The sequence below is a fragment of the Pseudomonas oryzihabitans genome (genome assembly GCF_032027545.1).
GTDB lineage: Bacteria > Pseudomonadota > Gammaproteobacteria > Pseudomonadales > Pseudomonadaceae > Chryseomonas > Chryseomonas oryzihabitans_F.
Genome location: NZ_JAVSJB010000025.1, coordinates 38,223 through 53,912 on the forward strand (window position 1 = coordinate 38,223; position 15,690 = coordinate 53,912).

Here is a 15,690-nt window from a genome sequence, read left to right on the forward strand (position 1 = left end):
AGAAAGCTGATCGCCCAGACAGGATCTGGCAGGCGCCTTGCTTACGGATTTCGCCCATTGATCGCCGCAATCGGCGATCCTGCTGAGGAGTCCGTCGATGATCTCTGTGTTGGGCATGCTGTTGCTGGTGGCGATCGCCATCCTCTTCTCCCGTCAGCGACGCGCCATCCGGCTGCGTACCGTGCTCGCGGCCTTCCTGTTGCAAGCCGGTCTCGGCCTGTTCGTGCTCTATATCCCCTGGGGCCAGCAGGTGCTCGGCAGCGTCTCCGGCGCCGTTTCCTCGTTGCAGCTCTATGCCGACAAGGGCATCGAGTTCCTTTTCGGCGGTCTCGCCGGGCCCAAGATGTTCGAGTACTTCGGTAACGGCGGCTTCGTCTTCGCCGTGCGGGTGCTGCCCCTGATCGTCTTCTTCGGCAGCCTCATCGCCGTGCTCTACTACCTGGGCATAATGGGTTGGATCATTCGTTTGGTGGGCGGCGCGCTGCACGCCCTGCTCGGCACCAGCCGGGTGGAGTCCACCACGGTCACCGCCACCCTGTTCCTGGGTCAATCGGAAATGCCCCTGGTGGTGCGGCCCTTCATCGCCGACCTCACCCGCTCGGAGCTGTTCGCCATCATGGTCGGCGGCTTCGCCGCGGTTGCCGGCTCGGTGCTCTTGGGCTACGCCGGCATGGGCGTGGAGCTGAAATACCTGATCGCCGCCAGCTTCATGGCCGCGCCAGGCGGCCTGCTGATGGCCAAGCTGATGGAGCCAGAGACCGAGCAGCCGCGCGACCAGGCCATGAAGACCCTGGGGGAGGGCGAAGAGCGCCCGACCAATGTCATAGACGCGGCAGCGGAGGGCGCTCAGGTCGGCTTGCGCATCGCCCTGGCGGTCGGTGCCATGCTGCTGGCCTTCATCGCCCTGATCGCGCTGCTCAACGGCATCCTCGGCTGGTGCGGCGCCTGGTTCGGCATGCCGCAACTGAGCATGCAGCTGGTGCTGGGCTATCTGCTGGCGCCGGTGGCCTTTCTCATCGGCGTGCCCTGGAGCGAGGCGGTCCAGGCGGGCGGCTTCATCGGCCAGAAGCTGGTGCTCAACGAATTCGTCGCCTACGCCGATCTGTCCACCTACCTGGACCCTGTCAAGTCGGCCGCTGCCGGCGTCCAGCCGCTGTCGGCGCACACCCAGGTGATCGTCACCTTCGCCCTGTGCGGCTTCGCCAATCTCTCCTCCATCGCCATCCAGCTCGGCGGCCTGGGCGGTATCGCCCCCCAGCGCCGTCACGAACTGGCCCAGCTGGGCTTGCGCGCCATGCTCGGCGGCACCCTGGCCAACCTGATGAGTGCGGCCCTGGCTGGCTTCTTCGTCAGCCTCTAGGTCGGTCTCGACTGGACCATTCGGTCCACATTTTGGTGCGCCGCGGCCTTGGGTGCGCCAAAACGTAACAGCGGATGACCGTGGCCGGCGGCCACGGGCCCCCTTTCTCGTAAGCTCTAGCTCCAGGAACTCGCCATGCCTCTGTCCAGCCTTCGTCGCACTTCCCTCCCCGTGCTATCGCTGCTGTTCTGCAGCGCGCCCTTGTTCGCCGCCCCAGCCATGGATACCGACAGCGCCCAGGGCGAGACCGCCAGTCCCGCCGCGCAACAGACGGACAATCGCTCTCCCTATCTGTCGTCCTGGTACAACCAGGATCTGACCCTGATCGGCAGCAAGGACATCAGCTTCGGCCCGCAGCCCGTGGACGACGTCTATCTCGAGTACGAGTACTTCGGCCGCAAGGGGCCCTTCGAACTCTATGGCTACATCGACGTGCCCAAGGTGCTGGGCATCGGCAATAGCCATGACTCCGGCGTCTGGGATCGTGGTTCGCCCTTGTTCATGGAACACGAGCCGCGGATTTCCATCGATCAGCTGACGGGTCGCTCGCTGGCCTTCGGGCCCTTCAAGGAGTGGTACCTGGCGTTCGACTGGATCTACGATCACGGCAGCAGCCAGGCCAGTCGGCAGAACACCCTCTACGCCGGCTTCGGTACCGACATCGAGACCCATACCCCGGTACTGCTGTCAGCCAACCTGTACGGCCGCCGCCAGTGGGAAAACTATGGCGCCGCCAACGAGGATTCCTGGGACGGCTATCGGGCGCAGCTCAAGTACATCTGGCCGCTGGCCAAGTTCGACAACGGCGCTTCCCTGACCTACGTCGGCTTTACCAACTTCGACTTCGGCTCGAAGCTGGGCGACGAGCCAGGCCGCACGGCCAACGCCACCGTGTCCACCAACGTGCTGCTCTATGCCTTCACCCACCTGCGCTTCATGTTCGCTGCCCGCCACTTCCACAATGGCGGCAACTGGCGCGACGGTACCGAGCTGAACTTTGGCGAGGGCTCCTTCGAGGGGCGCTCCGACGGCTGGGGCTACTATGCTGGGGTAGGCTATCAATTCTGATCGGGAGACTGTCATGAGCACCCATTTGCCTGTGCACCTGGCCGCGCTGCTTCCAGAGGCGGTCGCCGCCGCCGGGCGCGCCTATTGTCCGCATTCGGCGTTTCCCGTGGGCGCCGCCCTGCTGACCGCCGAGGGCGAGGTCGTGCACGGCTGCAACGTGGAGAACATCTCCTACGGCCTGACCAACTGCGCCGAACGCAGTGCCCTGTTCGCCGCCATCAGTCGGGGCCTGCCGCCGCGCAGCTTCACCGCCATGGCCATCCATGCCCCGGGGGTACCCTTGATCAGCCCTTGCGGCGCCTGTCGCCAGGTGTTGCTGGAGCTGATGGCGCCCGACGCCACCATCGTCTGCAGCGGCAGCGAGCCGGGTCTGACGCGCACCTGGACCCTGGCCGAACTGCTGCCCGGCGCCTTCGACGACTTTTAAAAGGAACCCGCCCATGTGGCTCGCTCAGGAAGTGATTCGCCAGAAGCGCGACGGCCTGGAGCTGTCTGCGGCGGACCTGCAGCGCTTCGTTCGCGGCATCGCCGACGACAGCCTCAGCGAAGGGCAGATCGCCGCCTTCGCCATGGCCACCCTGCTGCGCGGCATGACCGCTGCGGAGCGCACCGCCCTGACCCTGGCCATGCGCGACAGCGGCCAGGTGCTGCGCTGGGACCTGCCCGGCCCGGTGGTGGACAAGCATTCCACCGGCGGGGTGGGCGATCTCACCAGCCTGGTACTGGCGCCCCTGCTCGCCGCCTGCGGCTGCCATGTCCCCATGATCTCCGGCCGTGGCCTGGGTCACACCGGTGGCACCCTGGACAAGCTGGAGAGCATTCCTGGCTATCTCATACGCCCCGGTCTGGCACGCTTTCGCCAGGTGGTGGCCGAGGTGGGCTGTGCCATCGTCGGTCCCGATGCCGAACTCGCGCCGGCCGATCGCCGGCTCTATGCCATCCGGGACGTCACCGCCACGGTGGAGTCGCTGGACCTGATTACCGCCTCCATCCTGGCGAAGAAACTGGCTGCCGGCCTGGACGTGCTGGTCATGGACGTCAAGACCGGCGGTGGCGCCTTCATGGCCGAGGCCGAGGCGGCGCAGCGCCTGGCCGATAGCATCGTCCAGGTCGCCGAAGCGGCGGGCGTGCGCACCCGTGCCCTGGTCACCGACATGGACCAGCCCCTGGCACGCAGTGCCGGCAATGCCCTGGAAGTGGAGGAGGCCATCGCCCTGCTGGCCGGGGAGGTCCGCAGCGAGCGTCTCTGGCAGGTGGTCCTGGCCCTGGCCGAGGAAGGCTTGCAGCTGGCTGGGCTGGCCACGGATGCCTCTGCCGCTCGACGCCAATTGCTCGTGGCCTGGCGCAGCGGCGCGGCGCTGGAGCGCTTCGCGGCCATGAGCCTGGCCTTGGGTGGTCCCTCTGGCCTGACGACGTCTCCCTGGCAGCACCTGCCTCGGGCGCCGGTCGTGCGCCCCGTCCAGCCACCGAGCCCCGCTTGGGTACGGCGGGTCGATACCCGCGCCCTGGGGCTGCTGGTGGTGACGCTGGGCGGAGGACGACAGCGCCCGGAAGACGCCATAGATCCCGCCGTAGGCCTTGCCGAGCTGGCGCTGCCGGGCGAGCGGGTGGGGGAGGGGCGACCGTTGGGCCTGATCCATGCCCGGGACGAAGAGACCGCGGCGCAAGCCGAAGCTCAGCTAAGGGCAGCCTATGAACTCACCGAGGACGGGCCGGCGGCGCCAGCCCCGCCGGTACTCGATCGGCGCTAGCCAGAAGTCAGGAATCAGGAATCGCGGACAAAAAAAGACCCGGCAGAGCCGGGTCCAAAACCGTGATTAGCCTGATGAGGAGATAACCCGAAAGACCAACTGCTGGACCTTCAGTTATCGACCGATCTCGCGACCGGCTGATTTGAATAATAACAATTCTCATTCCATAGTCAAGCGTATTCGAGAATATTTCTTAATTGCCGTCGACGGGTCGCTCCGGGATGCTCCGCAGGCGGGTCACTTCCTTGTTCAGCGAGTCGATATGGCGCGCCATGTTCTCGATCAGGCTGTGGGCGATGCGCGGGGTGGTCTCCATCAGCGAGACGAACTGATCCTGCGGGATCACCAGCACCGTACAGGCGGTCCGGGCGATCACGCTGGCGGTCCGCGGCGTATGGGTGAAGACCGCCAGGGCGCCGACGATCTCGTCCTGGCACACCTCGCCCACCTTGCAGCCATCGACCCAGGCCTCGGCGTGGCCTTCGGTGATGACGAAGACGTGCTCGGCGGTATCACCTTGACGGATGATCTCGTCGCCAGCCGCATAGCGACGGAAGCCCGTCGCCGGTTGGGTCACCGGCGGCTTGAGGCGGATCAGCGCCTGGGCCAGCAGCGCCTGTTGGCCCAGCAGATAGCGCAGCAGGGCATCGCGTTGGGCAGGGGTTGCGGTCGCCGCGGCCAGGAAGGCTTCGCGATCATAGGGCTGGATCAGCACCTCGGCTTCGCTCTCATAGTCGAGGCGGGGCAGGTCGAGCGTCCGGCCCAGACCGATCAGGTCGCCCTCGTCGAGCTGGAACAGTGCCCGCTGATCCAGCACCACCCGCAAGGGGCCCTGCTGGATCAGGTAGACCTCGTCGTCACGCATCCAGTCCTGCAACAGCGCTGCCGGACTCAGCGATAAAGGCGACCGGCTCGGCGTCACGCCACTGAGCAGTTGCGCGGGAATGGCCTGCAGCGCCTGGCGCAGCTGATCGACATAGGGGGGCTGATCGCCGATGAGGTACATGGTGCCAATTCCTTCTTGTTACGCAGAGGTTGTGACGTGGGTCGCACGATAAGCCGCCCGTCGGCGACCGTAAATCCGCAACGCTACGGGCTGTGACGGAGCGCTTGTTCTGCCTTCCGAGAGGTCACGGTCATCCCTGAACGCGACCCAGCCGACGGGTGATACGGGTAGGCAGTGCCTCCAGTTGTCCCTCGCGGCCCAGTTCCACGATCAGCGCCAGATCCTGTTCGGCCGGGTCCAGCGGATCCTGCGCCTGACGTTGCGCCGCCACCACGGCAAGGGTGGCCTCGGACGGATCGGTACCCGTGGCCTGGCGCTCCTGCAGCCAGCGCGCGATGAGTTCGTCGTCCGCCTGGCAGTCGATGATCAGCAGGGGCGTCGCCTGGGCTTCGGCCAGGCTCTGGGCGGCCTGGCGCTGGCCCTGCTTGAGGTAGGTGGCGTCGAGTACCAGCGGATAGCCGGCGGCCAGCACCTGGGCGCCGAGTTCGTGCAGGCGGGCATAGGTGGCCTCGCCGGCCGCGGCGCTGTAGCGCGTGGCCTCGTCGCTGTCGGCATAGAGCCGCTGGCGTTCGACGTCGGATCTCAGGCGAATGGCGCCGAGCGCTTCCACCAGCGCCAGGGCCACGGTGCTCTTGCCGATGCCCGACACGCCATGCATCACTGCCACGAAGGGCTGGGGCACTCGGGTGTAGCCTTCGGCCAGCGCGGTGTAGCTGCGATAGCCGGCGAGGATCTCGGCGCGCAGCTCCGCATCCTCGGCCTGGCCCAGGCGGAACAGGGCGATCTTGGCGCGCACCATGGCGCGATAGGCCTTGTAGAAGTCGAGCAGGGCCAGCCCCTGGTAGTCGCCGGTCGCCTCGAAGTAGGCATTGACGAATCTGTTGCTCAGCGCCCCAAGGCCGCGGTCCTCCAGGTCCATGGCCAGGAAGCCGGCGTCGCCCAGTGTATCGGTCAGGCGGAAGGGCTCGTTGAATTCGATGCAGTCGAACAGCACCACCTCGCCATCGAGCAGGGTGGCGTTGGCCAGGTGGATGTCGCCGTGGCATTCGCGGATGTAGCCCTCGCGGCAACGCGCCTCGAACAGCGGCAGCAGACGGGCGTAGCTGGCCTCGGCCCAGGCTTCGAGCTGGTCGAGCTGCTTGAGATCGGCGGCTTCGTCGAGCATGGCGCGGATCTGCTCGAAGTTCTGCCGCACCGGCGCCATGGCAGCGTCCGGCGTGCACAGCGGATGCTCCGCTGCGACCTGCGGCGCCACCAGGTGGAAGCGGGCGATCTGCTCGGCCAGGGCGTCGATGTGCGCGGGGCTCAGCTCGCCGCGCTTCTGCACTTCGCTGAGCAGCTGGCTCTGGGGGAATTCCCGCATGCGCAGGGCGTATTCGATCACCGGGCCGTCGCCACCCAGTTGAGGTGCGCTCTCGCTGCCGGTGATGGCCACTACGTCCTGATAGAGTCCCTGCGTCAGGCGCTGGTTGAGCCGCAGCTCCTCGCGGCAGAAATGGCCCCTGGCCTCCAGCTCGGTGAAATCGAGAAAGCCGAAATTCACCGGCTTCTTGATCTTGTAGGCGACTTCGCCCGTCAGCACGACCCAGGAAATATGGGTTTCGATGACCCGAAATGCCAACGTCGGATGGGGATAGAGCGCCGGATTCTGCAGGGCGGAAATCAGTAGTTGGCTCACGGGCGATCCTTAATAGAAATGGATGCCGGCATTATCCCTGCCAGGGCTCCCCACGCAAGCCGTGCGCCCTTCATGGAGGCCATGAACGAGAGCTGACGAAGCGCCGGTCGACCGGTGCCGAGCGCCGGGCAACCTGCGTATAATCCGCCGCCATGAAGCGACCCCGATCCTCCCGTTCCCGCAAGCGCAAGACCTTCGACTGGCGCCGTCTCTCCGGCTGGGCAATCAAGCTCGGCCTGGTCGCGCTGGTTGGCCTGGCCGGCCTGTGCATCTATCTCGATGCCGTGGTCCAGGAAAAATTCTCCGGCAAGCGCTGGACCATCCCGGCCAAGGTCTATGCCCGGCCGCTGGAATTGTTCAATGGCGTCAAGCTCAGCCGCGACGACTTCCTCACCGAACTCGATGCCCTCGGCTATCGCCGCGAAAAGACCGTGGACGGTCCCGGCAGCGTTGCCGTGGGTGCCTCCACTGTCGATCTGAATACCCGTGGCTTCCAGTTCTACGAGGGGGTCGAACCGCCCCGGGCGATCCGCGTACGCTTCGCCGGCGGTACCGTGTCGGGCGTCAGTGCCCTGGATGGCAGCAACCTCGCCGTCGCCCGCCTCGAGCCGCTGATGATCGGCGGCATCTACCCCGCGCACAATGAAGACCGCATCCTGATCAAGCTGGACCAGGCGCCGCCGCACCTGGTCGATGGCCTGGTGGCGGTCGAGGACCGCGAGTTCTGGCATCACCACGGTGTATCGCCCAAGTCCATCGCCCGCGCCGTCTGGGTCAACGCCACCAGTGGCCAGGTCCGCCAGGGCGGCAGCACCCTGACCCAGCAGTTGGTGAAGAACTTCTACCTCACCAACGAACGCAGCATCACCCGTAAGGGCACCGAAGCGCTCATGGCCCTGCTGCTGGAGCTGCACTACAGCAAGCAGGAAATCCTCGAGGCCTACCTCAACGAAGTCTTCCTCGGTCAAGACGGCTCCCGCGCCATCCACGGTTTCGGTCTGGCTGCCCAGTACTTCTTCGGCCAGCCCTTCAGCGAACTGAAGCTGCACCAGGTAGCCCTGCTGGTCGGCCTGGTGAAAGGTCCCTCCTACTACAATCCGCGGCGCTATCCCGAGCGGGCGATGGCGCGCCGCAACCTGGTGCTCGACCTCATGGCCGAGCAGGGCGTGGTCAGTGCCACCGAAGCCGAAGCCGCCAAGGCCCGGCCGCTGGGCATCACCAAGGCCGGCAGCCTGACCAACAGCTCCTTCCCGGCGTTCGTCGACCTGGTCAAGCGCCAGCTCAAGCAGGATTACCGCGACGAAGACCTTACTGAAGAAGGCCTGCGCATCTTCACCAGTTTCGATCCCATCCTGCAGACCAAGGCCGAGGCCGCCATGGCCGAGGCCCTGAAGCGCATCGATGGCCGCAAGGGTGCGGAAAACGTCGAGTCGGCCATGGTGGTGACCAATCCGGAAACCGGCGAGGTCCAGGCCCTGCTCGGCGGTCGCGATCCGCGCTTCGCCGGCTACAACCGCGCCCTCGATGCGGTCCGCCAGGTCGGCTCGCTGATCAAGCCGGCGGTCTACCTCACCGCCCTGGAGCGCCCCAGCAAGTACACCCTGACCACCCTGATCCAGGACGAGCCTTTCTCGGTCAAGGGTGCCGACGGCCAGGTCTGGCGGCCGCAGAACTACGAGCACAAGGCCCACGGCACCATCTTCCTCTACCAGGGGCTGGCGCACTCCTACAACCTGTCCACGGCGCGCCTGGGCCTCGACCTGGGCGTGCCCGAGGTGCTCAAGACCGTCCAGCGCCTGGGTGTGAGTCGCGCGCTGCCGCCTTATCCAGCGACCCTGCTCGGCGCCGGCGCCCTGACGCCCATGGAAGTGGCGACCATGTACCAGACGCTGGCCAACGGCGGCTTCAACACCCCGTTGCGCAGTATCCGCAGCGTGCTCGACGCCAACGGCGAGCCGCTCAAGCGCTATCCCTTCCAGATCGAGCAGCGCTTCGATACCGGCGCCATCTACCTGGTGCAGTACGCCATGCAGCGCGTCATGCGCGAGGGTACCGGGCGCTCGGTCTACAACCAGATTCCCACCAGCGTGAACCTGGCGGGCAAGACCGGTACCACCAACGACTCCCGCGACAGCTGGTTCTCCGGCTTCAGCCAGGATCTGCTGGCGGTGGTCTGGCTGGGGCGCGACGACAATGGCAAGACGCCCCTGACCGGCGCGACCGGTGCCCTGCAGGTGTGGAGCAACTTCATGCGCCGCGCCGATCCGGTCTCGCTGGACATGCCGGTACCCGACAACGTGGTCCAGGCCTGGGTGGATGCCACTACCGGCCGCGGTACCGACCCCTCGTGTCCCAATGCCGTGCAGATGCCTTATATTCGCGGCAGTGAGCCGCCGCCGGGTGCCTCCTGTGGTGCGCCGGCCGCACCCGCCGCCGGGCAGGGCGGCAACGGCGGCAATCCGGTCATGGATTGGGTCAAGGGTTGGTTGAATTGAGAGGTCCCAAGGTGACGAAAGCAGTCTGGCCGGTGATGATCGCCGGCGTTCTCCTCGCCGGTTGTGCCACGCCGCAGCGTGGCGCCATTCCCGTGGTCGACTCCGGTGGCCCTGTCTCCAATGGCGAACTCTATCGCCAGGGCAACAACCGGCCCATGCCGATCCAGCGCCAGGCGCCGGTCGCCGCCGCGCCCAGTGCGCCGGCCGACTCCGGGGTGACCGTCATGGTGCCAAGTGGCAGTTCCGCACCCCTGGAGACTTACGCCGCACCGGCCGCGTCCGCACCGCTGATCACCTCGTCCAGCCCCAGCGCGCCTGCCACCCAGGCACCGGCGCAGCCCAGCTACTCCCAGCCGGTCTATCCGCCGGCCAACCAGACCGGCTACGGCGCCGCCAGCAGTGCCCCTTCGGGCATTCCGTCCGCGGGCGCCGCCACCGGTGGCGGTCTGGCCGCCGACGAACAGCTGGACGGCCCAGTCCTGGCGCTGCTGACCACGGCGCAGCAACAGCAGAGCGGCGGTGACCTCAACGGTGCGTCGTCCAGCCTGGAGCGTGCCCAACGTATCGCTCCGCGCGAACCCCAGGTGCTCTACCGCCTGGCCCAGGTCCGCCTGGCGCAGAACGATCCCGCCCAGGGTGAGCAACTGGCTCGCCGTGCCCTGACCTACGCCAGCGGTCGTCCGGCCCTGCAGGCCAGTCTCTGGCAACTCATCGCCCAGGCGCGCGAGGCTCAGGGCGACGCCGCCGGCGCTGCCCTGGCCCGGCAAAAGGCTCAGGTGGGTACCTGATGGACGAGCGCCTGCCCGCCCTGGCCGATCAACTGCTGCAGATCGAGCGTGAATTGCGCCTGCTCGGGTGGTGGTCGGTGCACGCGCCTAGCGCCGAAGCCCTGGCCAGCCAGGAGCCCTTCTGCGTCGACACCCTGAGCTTCGCCCAGTGGCTGCAGTGGATCTTCGTGCCGCGGATGAAGCTGATCATCGAAAGCGATGCGGTCCTGCCGGCGCGCTCGGGCATCCGGCCGATGGCCGAGATGGTCTACCAGGGCAATCTCGATCCGGTCCTGCCCCTGCTCGCGTCCCTGGCCGAATTCGACCGCATCATCGAAAGCCCCTGAGCTACTTACCGCAGTTCTGCTCGATGGACAGCTGGATCTCCGCGGCCCGCTGCTCGCGCTCTTCCTCGGTCAGGCGGCGGGTCTCGCCCCGGCCCGATTGCACCATGACGCGGGGATTGTTACGCAACTGCGCCAGGTTCTGGCGTGACTGGTCGCAATACGCCTGCACCTTGGCCTGGTCCTCGCGCACCTGCGCCTTCACCTTGCGCTCGAGTTCCTGCTGCTGGGCGTCGTTGGAGACCGACGGCTGCTGGGCACCGTTGGGCAGCTTGTACGTGGGGGCGCTGCCACTGCCATTGATCTGCGGCGCCACCTTCACGTCCACCTCATTGGCCTTCTGGCCCTCGGGCGGCTGAGCACTGAAGTGGGTAACGCCCTTGTCGTCGGTCCACTTGTAGACCTGGGCGGCCTGGGCGGACAGGCTGCAGACGAAGGCCAGAGCGGGAAGCCAGAAGATCGAGCGCATGGGAATCCTATTAGGCGGAAGGGCAAGACCTCACTATAAGAGTTGGCGTCGACCATTTCACCAGGACCGACCACTGGCGGCCGATTGTGTGCAACCACACCTTTCGGCTTGACTTGCGCCGGTCGAATGCGAACAATCCAAAGTTCGCTGTAGCGAATCGGCCCAAAGCTGACTCCTCGGCAGACCATGAGGTGCCTACCCGCGCCGCCACAGTCAAATACCCTGCACCGCGTTACCTCGCGTCGGGTGGAAGCTCCAGCATTCATCGGAACCTTCCAACAAGGCTTTCTAGGCAGCTGAATCGTCGGTGATCACCGTCGCCCGTGCTCTGCCTTGCAGTCAACCGAACCTTGAACGTCCCAGATGGGCGTTCGCCACGCGTGGAATGAGGTGATACGTGGAGCTATTAACTGGCGCTGAGATGGTCGTCCGCTTCTTGCGCGACGAGGGCGTGAAACACATCTACGGGTACCCGGGCGGTGCCCTGCTGCACATCTACGACGCCCTGTTCAAGGAACCGGCGCTCAACCACATCCTGGTTCGTCACGAACAAGCCGCCACCCACATGGCCGACGGCTACGCCCGCGCCACCGGCAAGGCCGGCGTGATCCTGGTGACCTCCGGTCCCGGCGCGACCAACGCCATCACCGGTATCGCCACCGCCTACATGGACTCCATCCCCATGGTGGTCCTGTCCGGCCAAGTGCCGAGCAACATGGTCGGCACCGATGCCTTCCAGGAAACCGACATGGTCGGTATCTCCCGGCCGATCGTGAAGCACAGCTTCATCATCAAGCACCCCTCCGAGATCCCCGAAGTCCTCAAGAAGGCCTTCTACCTAGCCGAATCCGGTCGTCCCGGCCCGGTGGTGGTGGACATCCCTAAGGACATGGGCGATCCGACCAAGAAATACGAATACGTCTATCCGAAGAAGATCAAGCTGCGCTCCTACAACCCGGCACAGCGTGGCCACTCCGGCCAGATCCGCAAGGCCGTGGAAATGCTGGTCGCGGCCAAGCGGCCGATCCTCTATGCGGGCGGTGGCGTCATTCTTGGCGGTGCCTCCGGTGCCCTCACCGAGCTGGCGCGCCTGCTCAACCTGCCGGTCACCAATACCCTGATGGGGTTGGGTAGCTATCCCGGCAGCGATCGCCAATTTCTCGGTATGCTCGGCATGCACGGCAGCTACCCGGCCAACCTGGCCATGCACCACAGCGACGTCATCCTCGCCGTCGGTGCCCGTTTCGATGACCGCGTGATCAACGGTGCCAAGCGCTTCTGCCCGAACGCCAAGATCATCCACGTGGACATCGATCCGGCCTCCATCTCCAAGACCATCAAGGCCGACGTGCCCATCGTCGGCCCGGTCGACAGCGTCCTCGCCGAGATGGTCAGCGTCGTCCGCGAGCTGAACGAGAAGCCCCACGCCGAAAGCCAGGCCACCTGGTGGAAGCAGATCGAGGAATGGCGCGGCAGCCGTGGCCTGTTCCCCTATAACAAGGGCGACGGCAGCATCATCAAGCCGCAGACCGTCATCGAGACGCTCTACGATGTCACCGGTGGGGATGCCTACGTCACCTCCGATGTCGGCCAGCACCAGATGTTTGCCGCCCAGTACTACCTGTACGACAAGCCCAATCGCTGGATCAACTCCGGCGGTCTCGGCACCATGGGCTTCGGCTTCCCGGCGGCCATGGGCGTCAAGCTCAACTTCCCCGATGCCGACGTTGCCTGCGTCACCGGCGAAGGCAGTGTGCAGATGAACATCCAGGAACTCTCCACCTGCCTGCAGTACGACCTGCCGGTGAAGATCGTCTGCCTCAACAACGGTGCCCTGGGCATGGTCCGCCAATGGCAGGACATGCAGTACAGCAGCCGCTACTCCCACTCCTACATGGAATCCCTGCCGGACTTCGTCAAGCTGGCCGAGGCCTATGGCCACGTCGGCATGCGCATCCAGCGTCTGGAAGACCTCAAGCCGATGATGGCCGAAGCCTTCGCCATGAAGGATCGCCTGGTCTTCCTCGACATCGCCGTGGACAACACCGAGCACGTCTATCCGATGCAGATCAAGGACGGCGCGATGCGCGACATGTGGCTGAGCAAGACGGAGCGGACCTGACCATGAGACACATCATCTCCCTGCTGCTGGAAAACGAGCCCGGCGCCCTGTCCCGCGTGGTCGGCCTGTTCTCCCAGCGCAACTACAACATCGAGAGCCTCACGGTCGCCGCGACCGAGGACCCGACCCTGTCGCGCCTGACCCTGACCACCATCGGCCAGGAAGAGACGGTCGAGCAGATCACCAAGAACCTCAACAAGCTCATCGAGGTGGTGAAACTGGTCAACCTGTCCGAGAGCGCCCACATCGAGCGCGAACTCCTGCTGATCAAGGTCAAGGCCACCGGCGCCCAGCGCGCCGAGGTCAAGCGCACCACCGACATCTTCCGTGGCCAGATCGTCGACGTCGGCAGCAGCGTGTATACCATTCAGCTGGCGGGCACCAGCGAGAAGATCGACAGCTTCATCCAGGCGATCGGCGCCGCGTCCATCCTCGAGGTGGTGCGTAGCGGCGTGACCGGAATATCCCGTGGCGACAAAGCCCTGAGCATCTGATACCCCCTTTTCCAGGAGAACCTGCAATGCGCGTTTACTACGACAAAGACTGTGACCTTTCCATCATCCAGGGCAAGAAGGTCGCCATCATCGGCTACGGCTCCCAGGGCCACGCCCACGCCTGCAACCTGAAGGACTCCGGCGTCGACGTCGTCGTCGGTCTGCGCAGCGGCTCGGCCACCGTGGCCAAGGCCGAGGCCCATGGCCTGACCGTCAAGCCGGTCAAGGACGCCGTCGCCTCCGCCGACGTGGTCATGATCCTGACCCCCGATGAATTCCAGTCCAAGCTGTACAAGGACGAGATCGAGCCGAACCTGAAGCAGGGCGCCACCCTGGCCTTCGCCCACGGTTTCGCCATCCACTACAATCAGGTCGTGCCCCGTGCCGATCTGGACGTCATCATGATCGCTCCCAAGGCCCCGGGTCACACCGTGCGCTCCGAGTTCGTCAAGGGCGGCGGCATCCCTGACCTGGTCGCCGTCCACCAGGACGCTTCCGGCAACGCCAAGAACGTCGCCCTGTCCTACGCCTGTGGCGTTGGCGGCGGCCGTACCGGCATCATCGAAACCACCTTCAAGGACGAGACCGAAACCGACCTGTTCGGCGAGCAGGCCGTGCTGTGCGGTGGTGCGGTCGAGCTGGTCAAGGCCGGTTTCGAAACCCTGGTCGAAGCTGGCTACGCGCCGGAAATGGCCTACTTCGAGTGCCTGCACGAACTCAAGCTGATCGTCGACCTCATGTACGAAGGCGGCATCGCCAACATGAACTACTCGATCTCCAACAACGCCGAGTACGGTGAGTACGTGACCGGCCCCGAGGTGATCAACGCCGAGTCCCGCGCTGCCATGAAGAATGCGCTCAAGCGCATCCAGAACGGCGAATACGCCAAGATGTTCGTGGCCGAGGGTGCGTCCAACTACGCCTCTATGACCGCCTACCGCCGCAACAACGCGGCTCACCCCATCGAGCAGGTCGGCGAGAAACTGCGTGCCATGATGCCCTGGATCGCGTCGAACAAGATCGTCGACAAGACCAAGAACTGATCGCGCAGGGCGCTGCCCTGTAACGAACGGTAAAGACGCGGCCTTGGCCGCGTTTTTTATTGCACTGCCCACGGCCCCGGCAATGCCTTAGCATGGGAGGTTAGGCTGAACCCTGTGCGTACGGGGTCAGTCCAACCCGTCAGGTAATGCCCAAGGAAAATCCATGAGCGAGCGTCCCGAAGAAACCCCGTCCCCTTCCACCACCGACGGCCTCATCCCCGTGGATGAGCACATCGAGGAAACCCAGGACGCCCAGGGGCGCAAGATCAGACGCCGTGGCGTGTACCTGCTGCCCAACCTGTTCACCACCGCGGCGCTCTTCGCCGGCCTCTATTCCATCATCAAGGGCGTCGCTGCCCAGACCGCCTTCACCCAGGGGCAATACGAGCTGGCCTCCGCAGGCTTCTCCGCTGCCGCCGCGGCGATCTTCATCGCCATGGTGCTCGATGGTCTGGACGGTCGCGTCGCCCGCATGACCAATACCCAAAGTGCTTTCGGCGAACAATACGATTCGCTGTCCGACATGGTCGCCTTCGGTGTCGCCCCGGCGATCCTGGCTTTCCAGTGGGCCTTGAGTGGCCTGGGTAACGTCGGCTGGGCCGTCGCCTTCATCTATGTAGCCGGCGCCGCCCTGCGCCTCGCGCGCTTCAACACCCAGATCGGCTCGGTGGACAAGCGCTACTTCATCGGCCTGGCCAGTCCTTCGGCGGCCGCCCTGGTAGCCGGTACCGTCTGGTGCTTCAGTGACTTCGGCATCCTGGGCTCCAAGCTCTCCTTCCTGGTTGCCCTCATGGTGGCTGCCGCCGGCATGCTCATGGTCAGCAACTTCAAGTACTGGAGCTTCAAGACCCTGGGGCTGAAAGGCCGGGTACCCTTCGTGGTCATCCTGATCGCCGTGCTGGTCTTCGCCGTGGTCTTCACCGATCCACCGCGCGTCCTGCTGCTGGGCTTCCTCGCCTATGCCGTCTCCGGCCCCCTCATGACCCTCTGGCGCGGCCGTCGTACCGGTCGGGCCTAAGTCTCCAAAGAAGGGGCTGCGCAAGCAGCCCCTTCTTTTTTGCCCTTTTGGAAAATAACCTGTTGACCTGTTCCG

14 protein-coding genes are annotated in these 15,690 nt (G+C 65.5%); 11 read left to right on the forward strand and 3 right to left on the reverse strand.

The window, feature by feature from the left end; genetic code table 11:
- Window positions 1-97: 97 nt before the first annotated feature.
- The 4 genes from RND78_RS24890 (at window position 98) to deoA (ending at window position 4,179) form a co-directional block, all read left to right on the forward strand.
- A complete protein-coding gene (locus RND78_RS24890; protein ID WP_312732663.1) occupies window positions 98-1,360 on the forward strand; it encodes a NupC/NupG family nucleoside CNT transporter in 1,263 nt (420 codons plus the stop codon).
- Between the two features lie 135 nt (window positions 1,361-1,495).
- A complete protein-coding gene (locus RND78_RS24895) occupies window positions 1,496-2,428 on the forward strand; it encodes a nucleoside-specific channel-forming protein Tsx (protein ID WP_409457126.1) in 933 nt (310 codons plus the stop codon).
- 13 nt (window positions 2,429-2,441) lie between these two features.
- On the forward strand, window positions 2,442-2,855 hold the full coding sequence (locus tag RND78_RS24900) for a cytidine deaminase (RefSeq protein WP_312732664.1): 414 nt from the start codon (window positions 2,442-2,444) through the stop codon (window positions 2,853-2,855).
- A 13-nt stretch (window positions 2,856-2,868) separates the two neighbouring features.
- Window positions 2,869-4,179 (forward strand): thymidine phosphorylase, encoded by a 1,311-nt coding sequence (deoA, locus tag RND78_RS24905; protein ID WP_312732665.1) that lies wholly within the window; start codon window positions 2,869-2,871, stop codon window positions 4,177-4,179.
- 193 nt (window positions 4,180-4,372) lie between these two features.
- Here the strand turns inward: deoA and RND78_RS24910 are convergent, their stop codons facing one another.
- Both RND78_RS24910 and RND78_RS24915 read right to left on the reverse strand, forming a co-directional pair.
- Window positions 4,373-5,185 carry a cyclic nucleotide-binding domain-containing protein gene (locus RND78_RS24910; RefSeq protein ID WP_312732666.1) on the reverse strand — a complete coding sequence of 271 codons (813 nt, stop codon included), beginning with the start codon at window positions 5,183-5,185 and terminating at the stop codon, window positions 4,373-4,375.
- A 130-nt stretch (window positions 5,186-5,315) separates the two neighbouring features.
- Window positions 5,316-6,863, reverse strand: a complete 1,548-nt coding sequence (locus tag RND78_RS24915; RefSeq protein WP_312732667.1) for an AAA family ATPase — start codon at window positions 6,861-6,863, stop codon at window positions 5,316-5,318.
- A 152-nt stretch (window positions 6,864-7,015) separates the two neighbouring features.
- Between RND78_RS24915 and mrcB the strand changes: the two genes are divergently transcribed.
- Genes mrcB through RND78_RS24930 form a run of 3 tightly spaced genes read left to right on the forward strand, consistent with a single transcriptional unit; the run spans window position 7,016 to window position 10,472 of the window.
- On the forward strand, window positions 7,016-9,358 hold the full coding sequence (gene mrcB, locus RND78_RS24920) for a penicillin-binding protein 1B (protein ID WP_312732668.1): 2,343 nt from the start codon (window positions 7,016-7,018) through the stop codon (window positions 9,356-9,358).
- Between the two features lie 35 nt (window positions 9,359-9,393).
- A complete protein-coding gene (locus RND78_RS24925) occupies window positions 9,394-10,146 on the forward strand; it encodes a tetratricopeptide repeat protein (RefSeq protein WP_312732674.1) in 753 nt (250 codons plus the stop codon).
- The gene (locus tag RND78_RS24930) at window positions 10,146-10,472 is read left to right on the forward strand and encodes a YqcC family protein (protein ID WP_312732669.1); all 327 of its coding nucleotides are present in this window, start codon (window positions 10,146-10,148) and stop codon (window positions 10,470-10,472) included. The genes RND78_RS24925 and RND78_RS24930 overlap by 1 nt, the downstream gene beginning before the upstream one ends.
- Before the next feature lies 1 nt (window position 10,473).
- Here RND78_RS24930 and RND78_RS24935 read toward each other — a convergent pair whose 3' ends face one another.
- On the reverse strand, window positions 10,474-10,938 hold the full coding sequence (locus RND78_RS24935) for a DUF4124 domain-containing protein (RefSeq protein ID WP_312732670.1): 465 nt from the start codon (window positions 10,936-10,938) through the stop codon (window positions 10,474-10,476).
- Between the two features lie 397 nt (window positions 10,939-11,335).
- Here RND78_RS24935 and RND78_RS24940 point away from each other — a divergent pair, with 397 nt between their 5' ends.
- The 4 genes from RND78_RS24940 (at window position 11,336) to pssA (ending at window position 15,615) form a co-directional block, all read left to right on the forward strand.
- Window positions 11,336-13,060, forward strand: coding sequence for an acetolactate synthase 3 large subunit (locus RND78_RS24940; protein ID WP_312732671.1), 1,725 nt, complete (start codon window positions 11,336-11,338; stop codon window positions 13,058-13,060).
- 2 nt (window positions 13,061-13,062) lie between these two features.
- Window positions 13,063-13,554 carry an acetolactate synthase small subunit gene (ilvN, locus tag RND78_RS24945; protein ID WP_007159690.1) on the forward strand — a complete coding sequence of 164 codons (492 nt, stop codon included), beginning with the start codon at window positions 13,063-13,065 and terminating at the stop codon, window positions 13,552-13,554.
- A gap of 26 nt (window positions 13,555-13,580) precedes the next feature.
- Entirely contained in the window at window positions 13,581-14,597 is a 1,017-nt protein-coding gene (gene ilvC / locus RND78_RS24950; RefSeq protein ID WP_007159689.1) for a ketol-acid reductoisomerase, read from the forward strand.
- A 163-nt stretch (window positions 14,598-14,760) separates the two neighbouring features.
- On the forward strand, window positions 14,761-15,615 hold the full coding sequence (gene pssA, locus RND78_RS24955) for a CDP-diacylglycerol--serine O-phosphatidyltransferase (RefSeq protein WP_312732672.1): 855 nt from the start codon (window positions 14,761-14,763) through the stop codon (window positions 15,613-15,615).
- The last annotated feature ends 75 nt before the right edge of the window (window positions 15,616-15,690 follow it).

Coding starts and splice junctions, on each gene's coding strand:
- RND78_RS24890 (WP_312732663.1), top strand. CDS start 98: ATGATCTCTGTGTTGGGCATGCTGTTGCTGGTGGCGATCGCCATCCTC.
- RND78_RS24895 (WP_409457126.1), top strand. CDS start 1,496: ATGCCTCTGTCCAGCCTTCGTCGCACTTCCCTCCCCGTGCTATCGCTG.
- RND78_RS24900 (WP_312732664.1), top strand. CDS start 2,442: ATGAGCACCCATTTGCCTGTGCACCTGGCCGCGCTGCTTCCAGAGGCG.
- deoA (WP_312732665.1), top strand. CDS start 2,869: ATGTGGCTCGCTCAGGAAGTGATTCGCCAGAAGCGCGACGGCCTGGAG.
- RND78_RS24910 (WP_312732666.1), bottom strand. CDS start 5,185: ATGTACCTCATCGGCGATCAGCCCCCCTATGTCGATCAGCTGCGCCAG.
- mrcB (WP_312732668.1), top strand. CDS start 7,016: ATGAAGCGACCCCGATCCTCCCGTTCCCGCAAGCGCAAGACCTTCGAC.
- RND78_RS24925 (WP_312732674.1), top strand. CDS start 9,394: ATGATCGCCGGCGTTCTCCTCGCCGGTTGTGCCACGCCGCAGCGTGGC.
- RND78_RS24930 (WP_312732669.1), top strand. CDS start 10,146: ATGGACGAGCGCCTGCCCGCCCTGGCCGATCAACTGCTGCAGATCGAG.
- RND78_RS24935 (WP_312732670.1), bottom strand. CDS start 10,938: ATGCGCTCGATCTTCTGGCTTCCCGCTCTGGCCTTCGTCTGCAGCCTG.
- ilvN (WP_007159690.1), top strand. CDS start 13,063: ATGAGACACATCATCTCCCTGCTGCTGGAAAACGAGCCCGGCGCCCTG.
- ilvC (WP_007159689.1), top strand. CDS start 13,581: ATGCGCGTTTACTACGACAAAGACTGTGACCTTTCCATCATCCAGGGC.
- pssA (WP_312732672.1), top strand. CDS start 14,761: ATGAGCGAGCGTCCCGAAGAAACCCCGTCCCCTTCCACCACCGACGGC.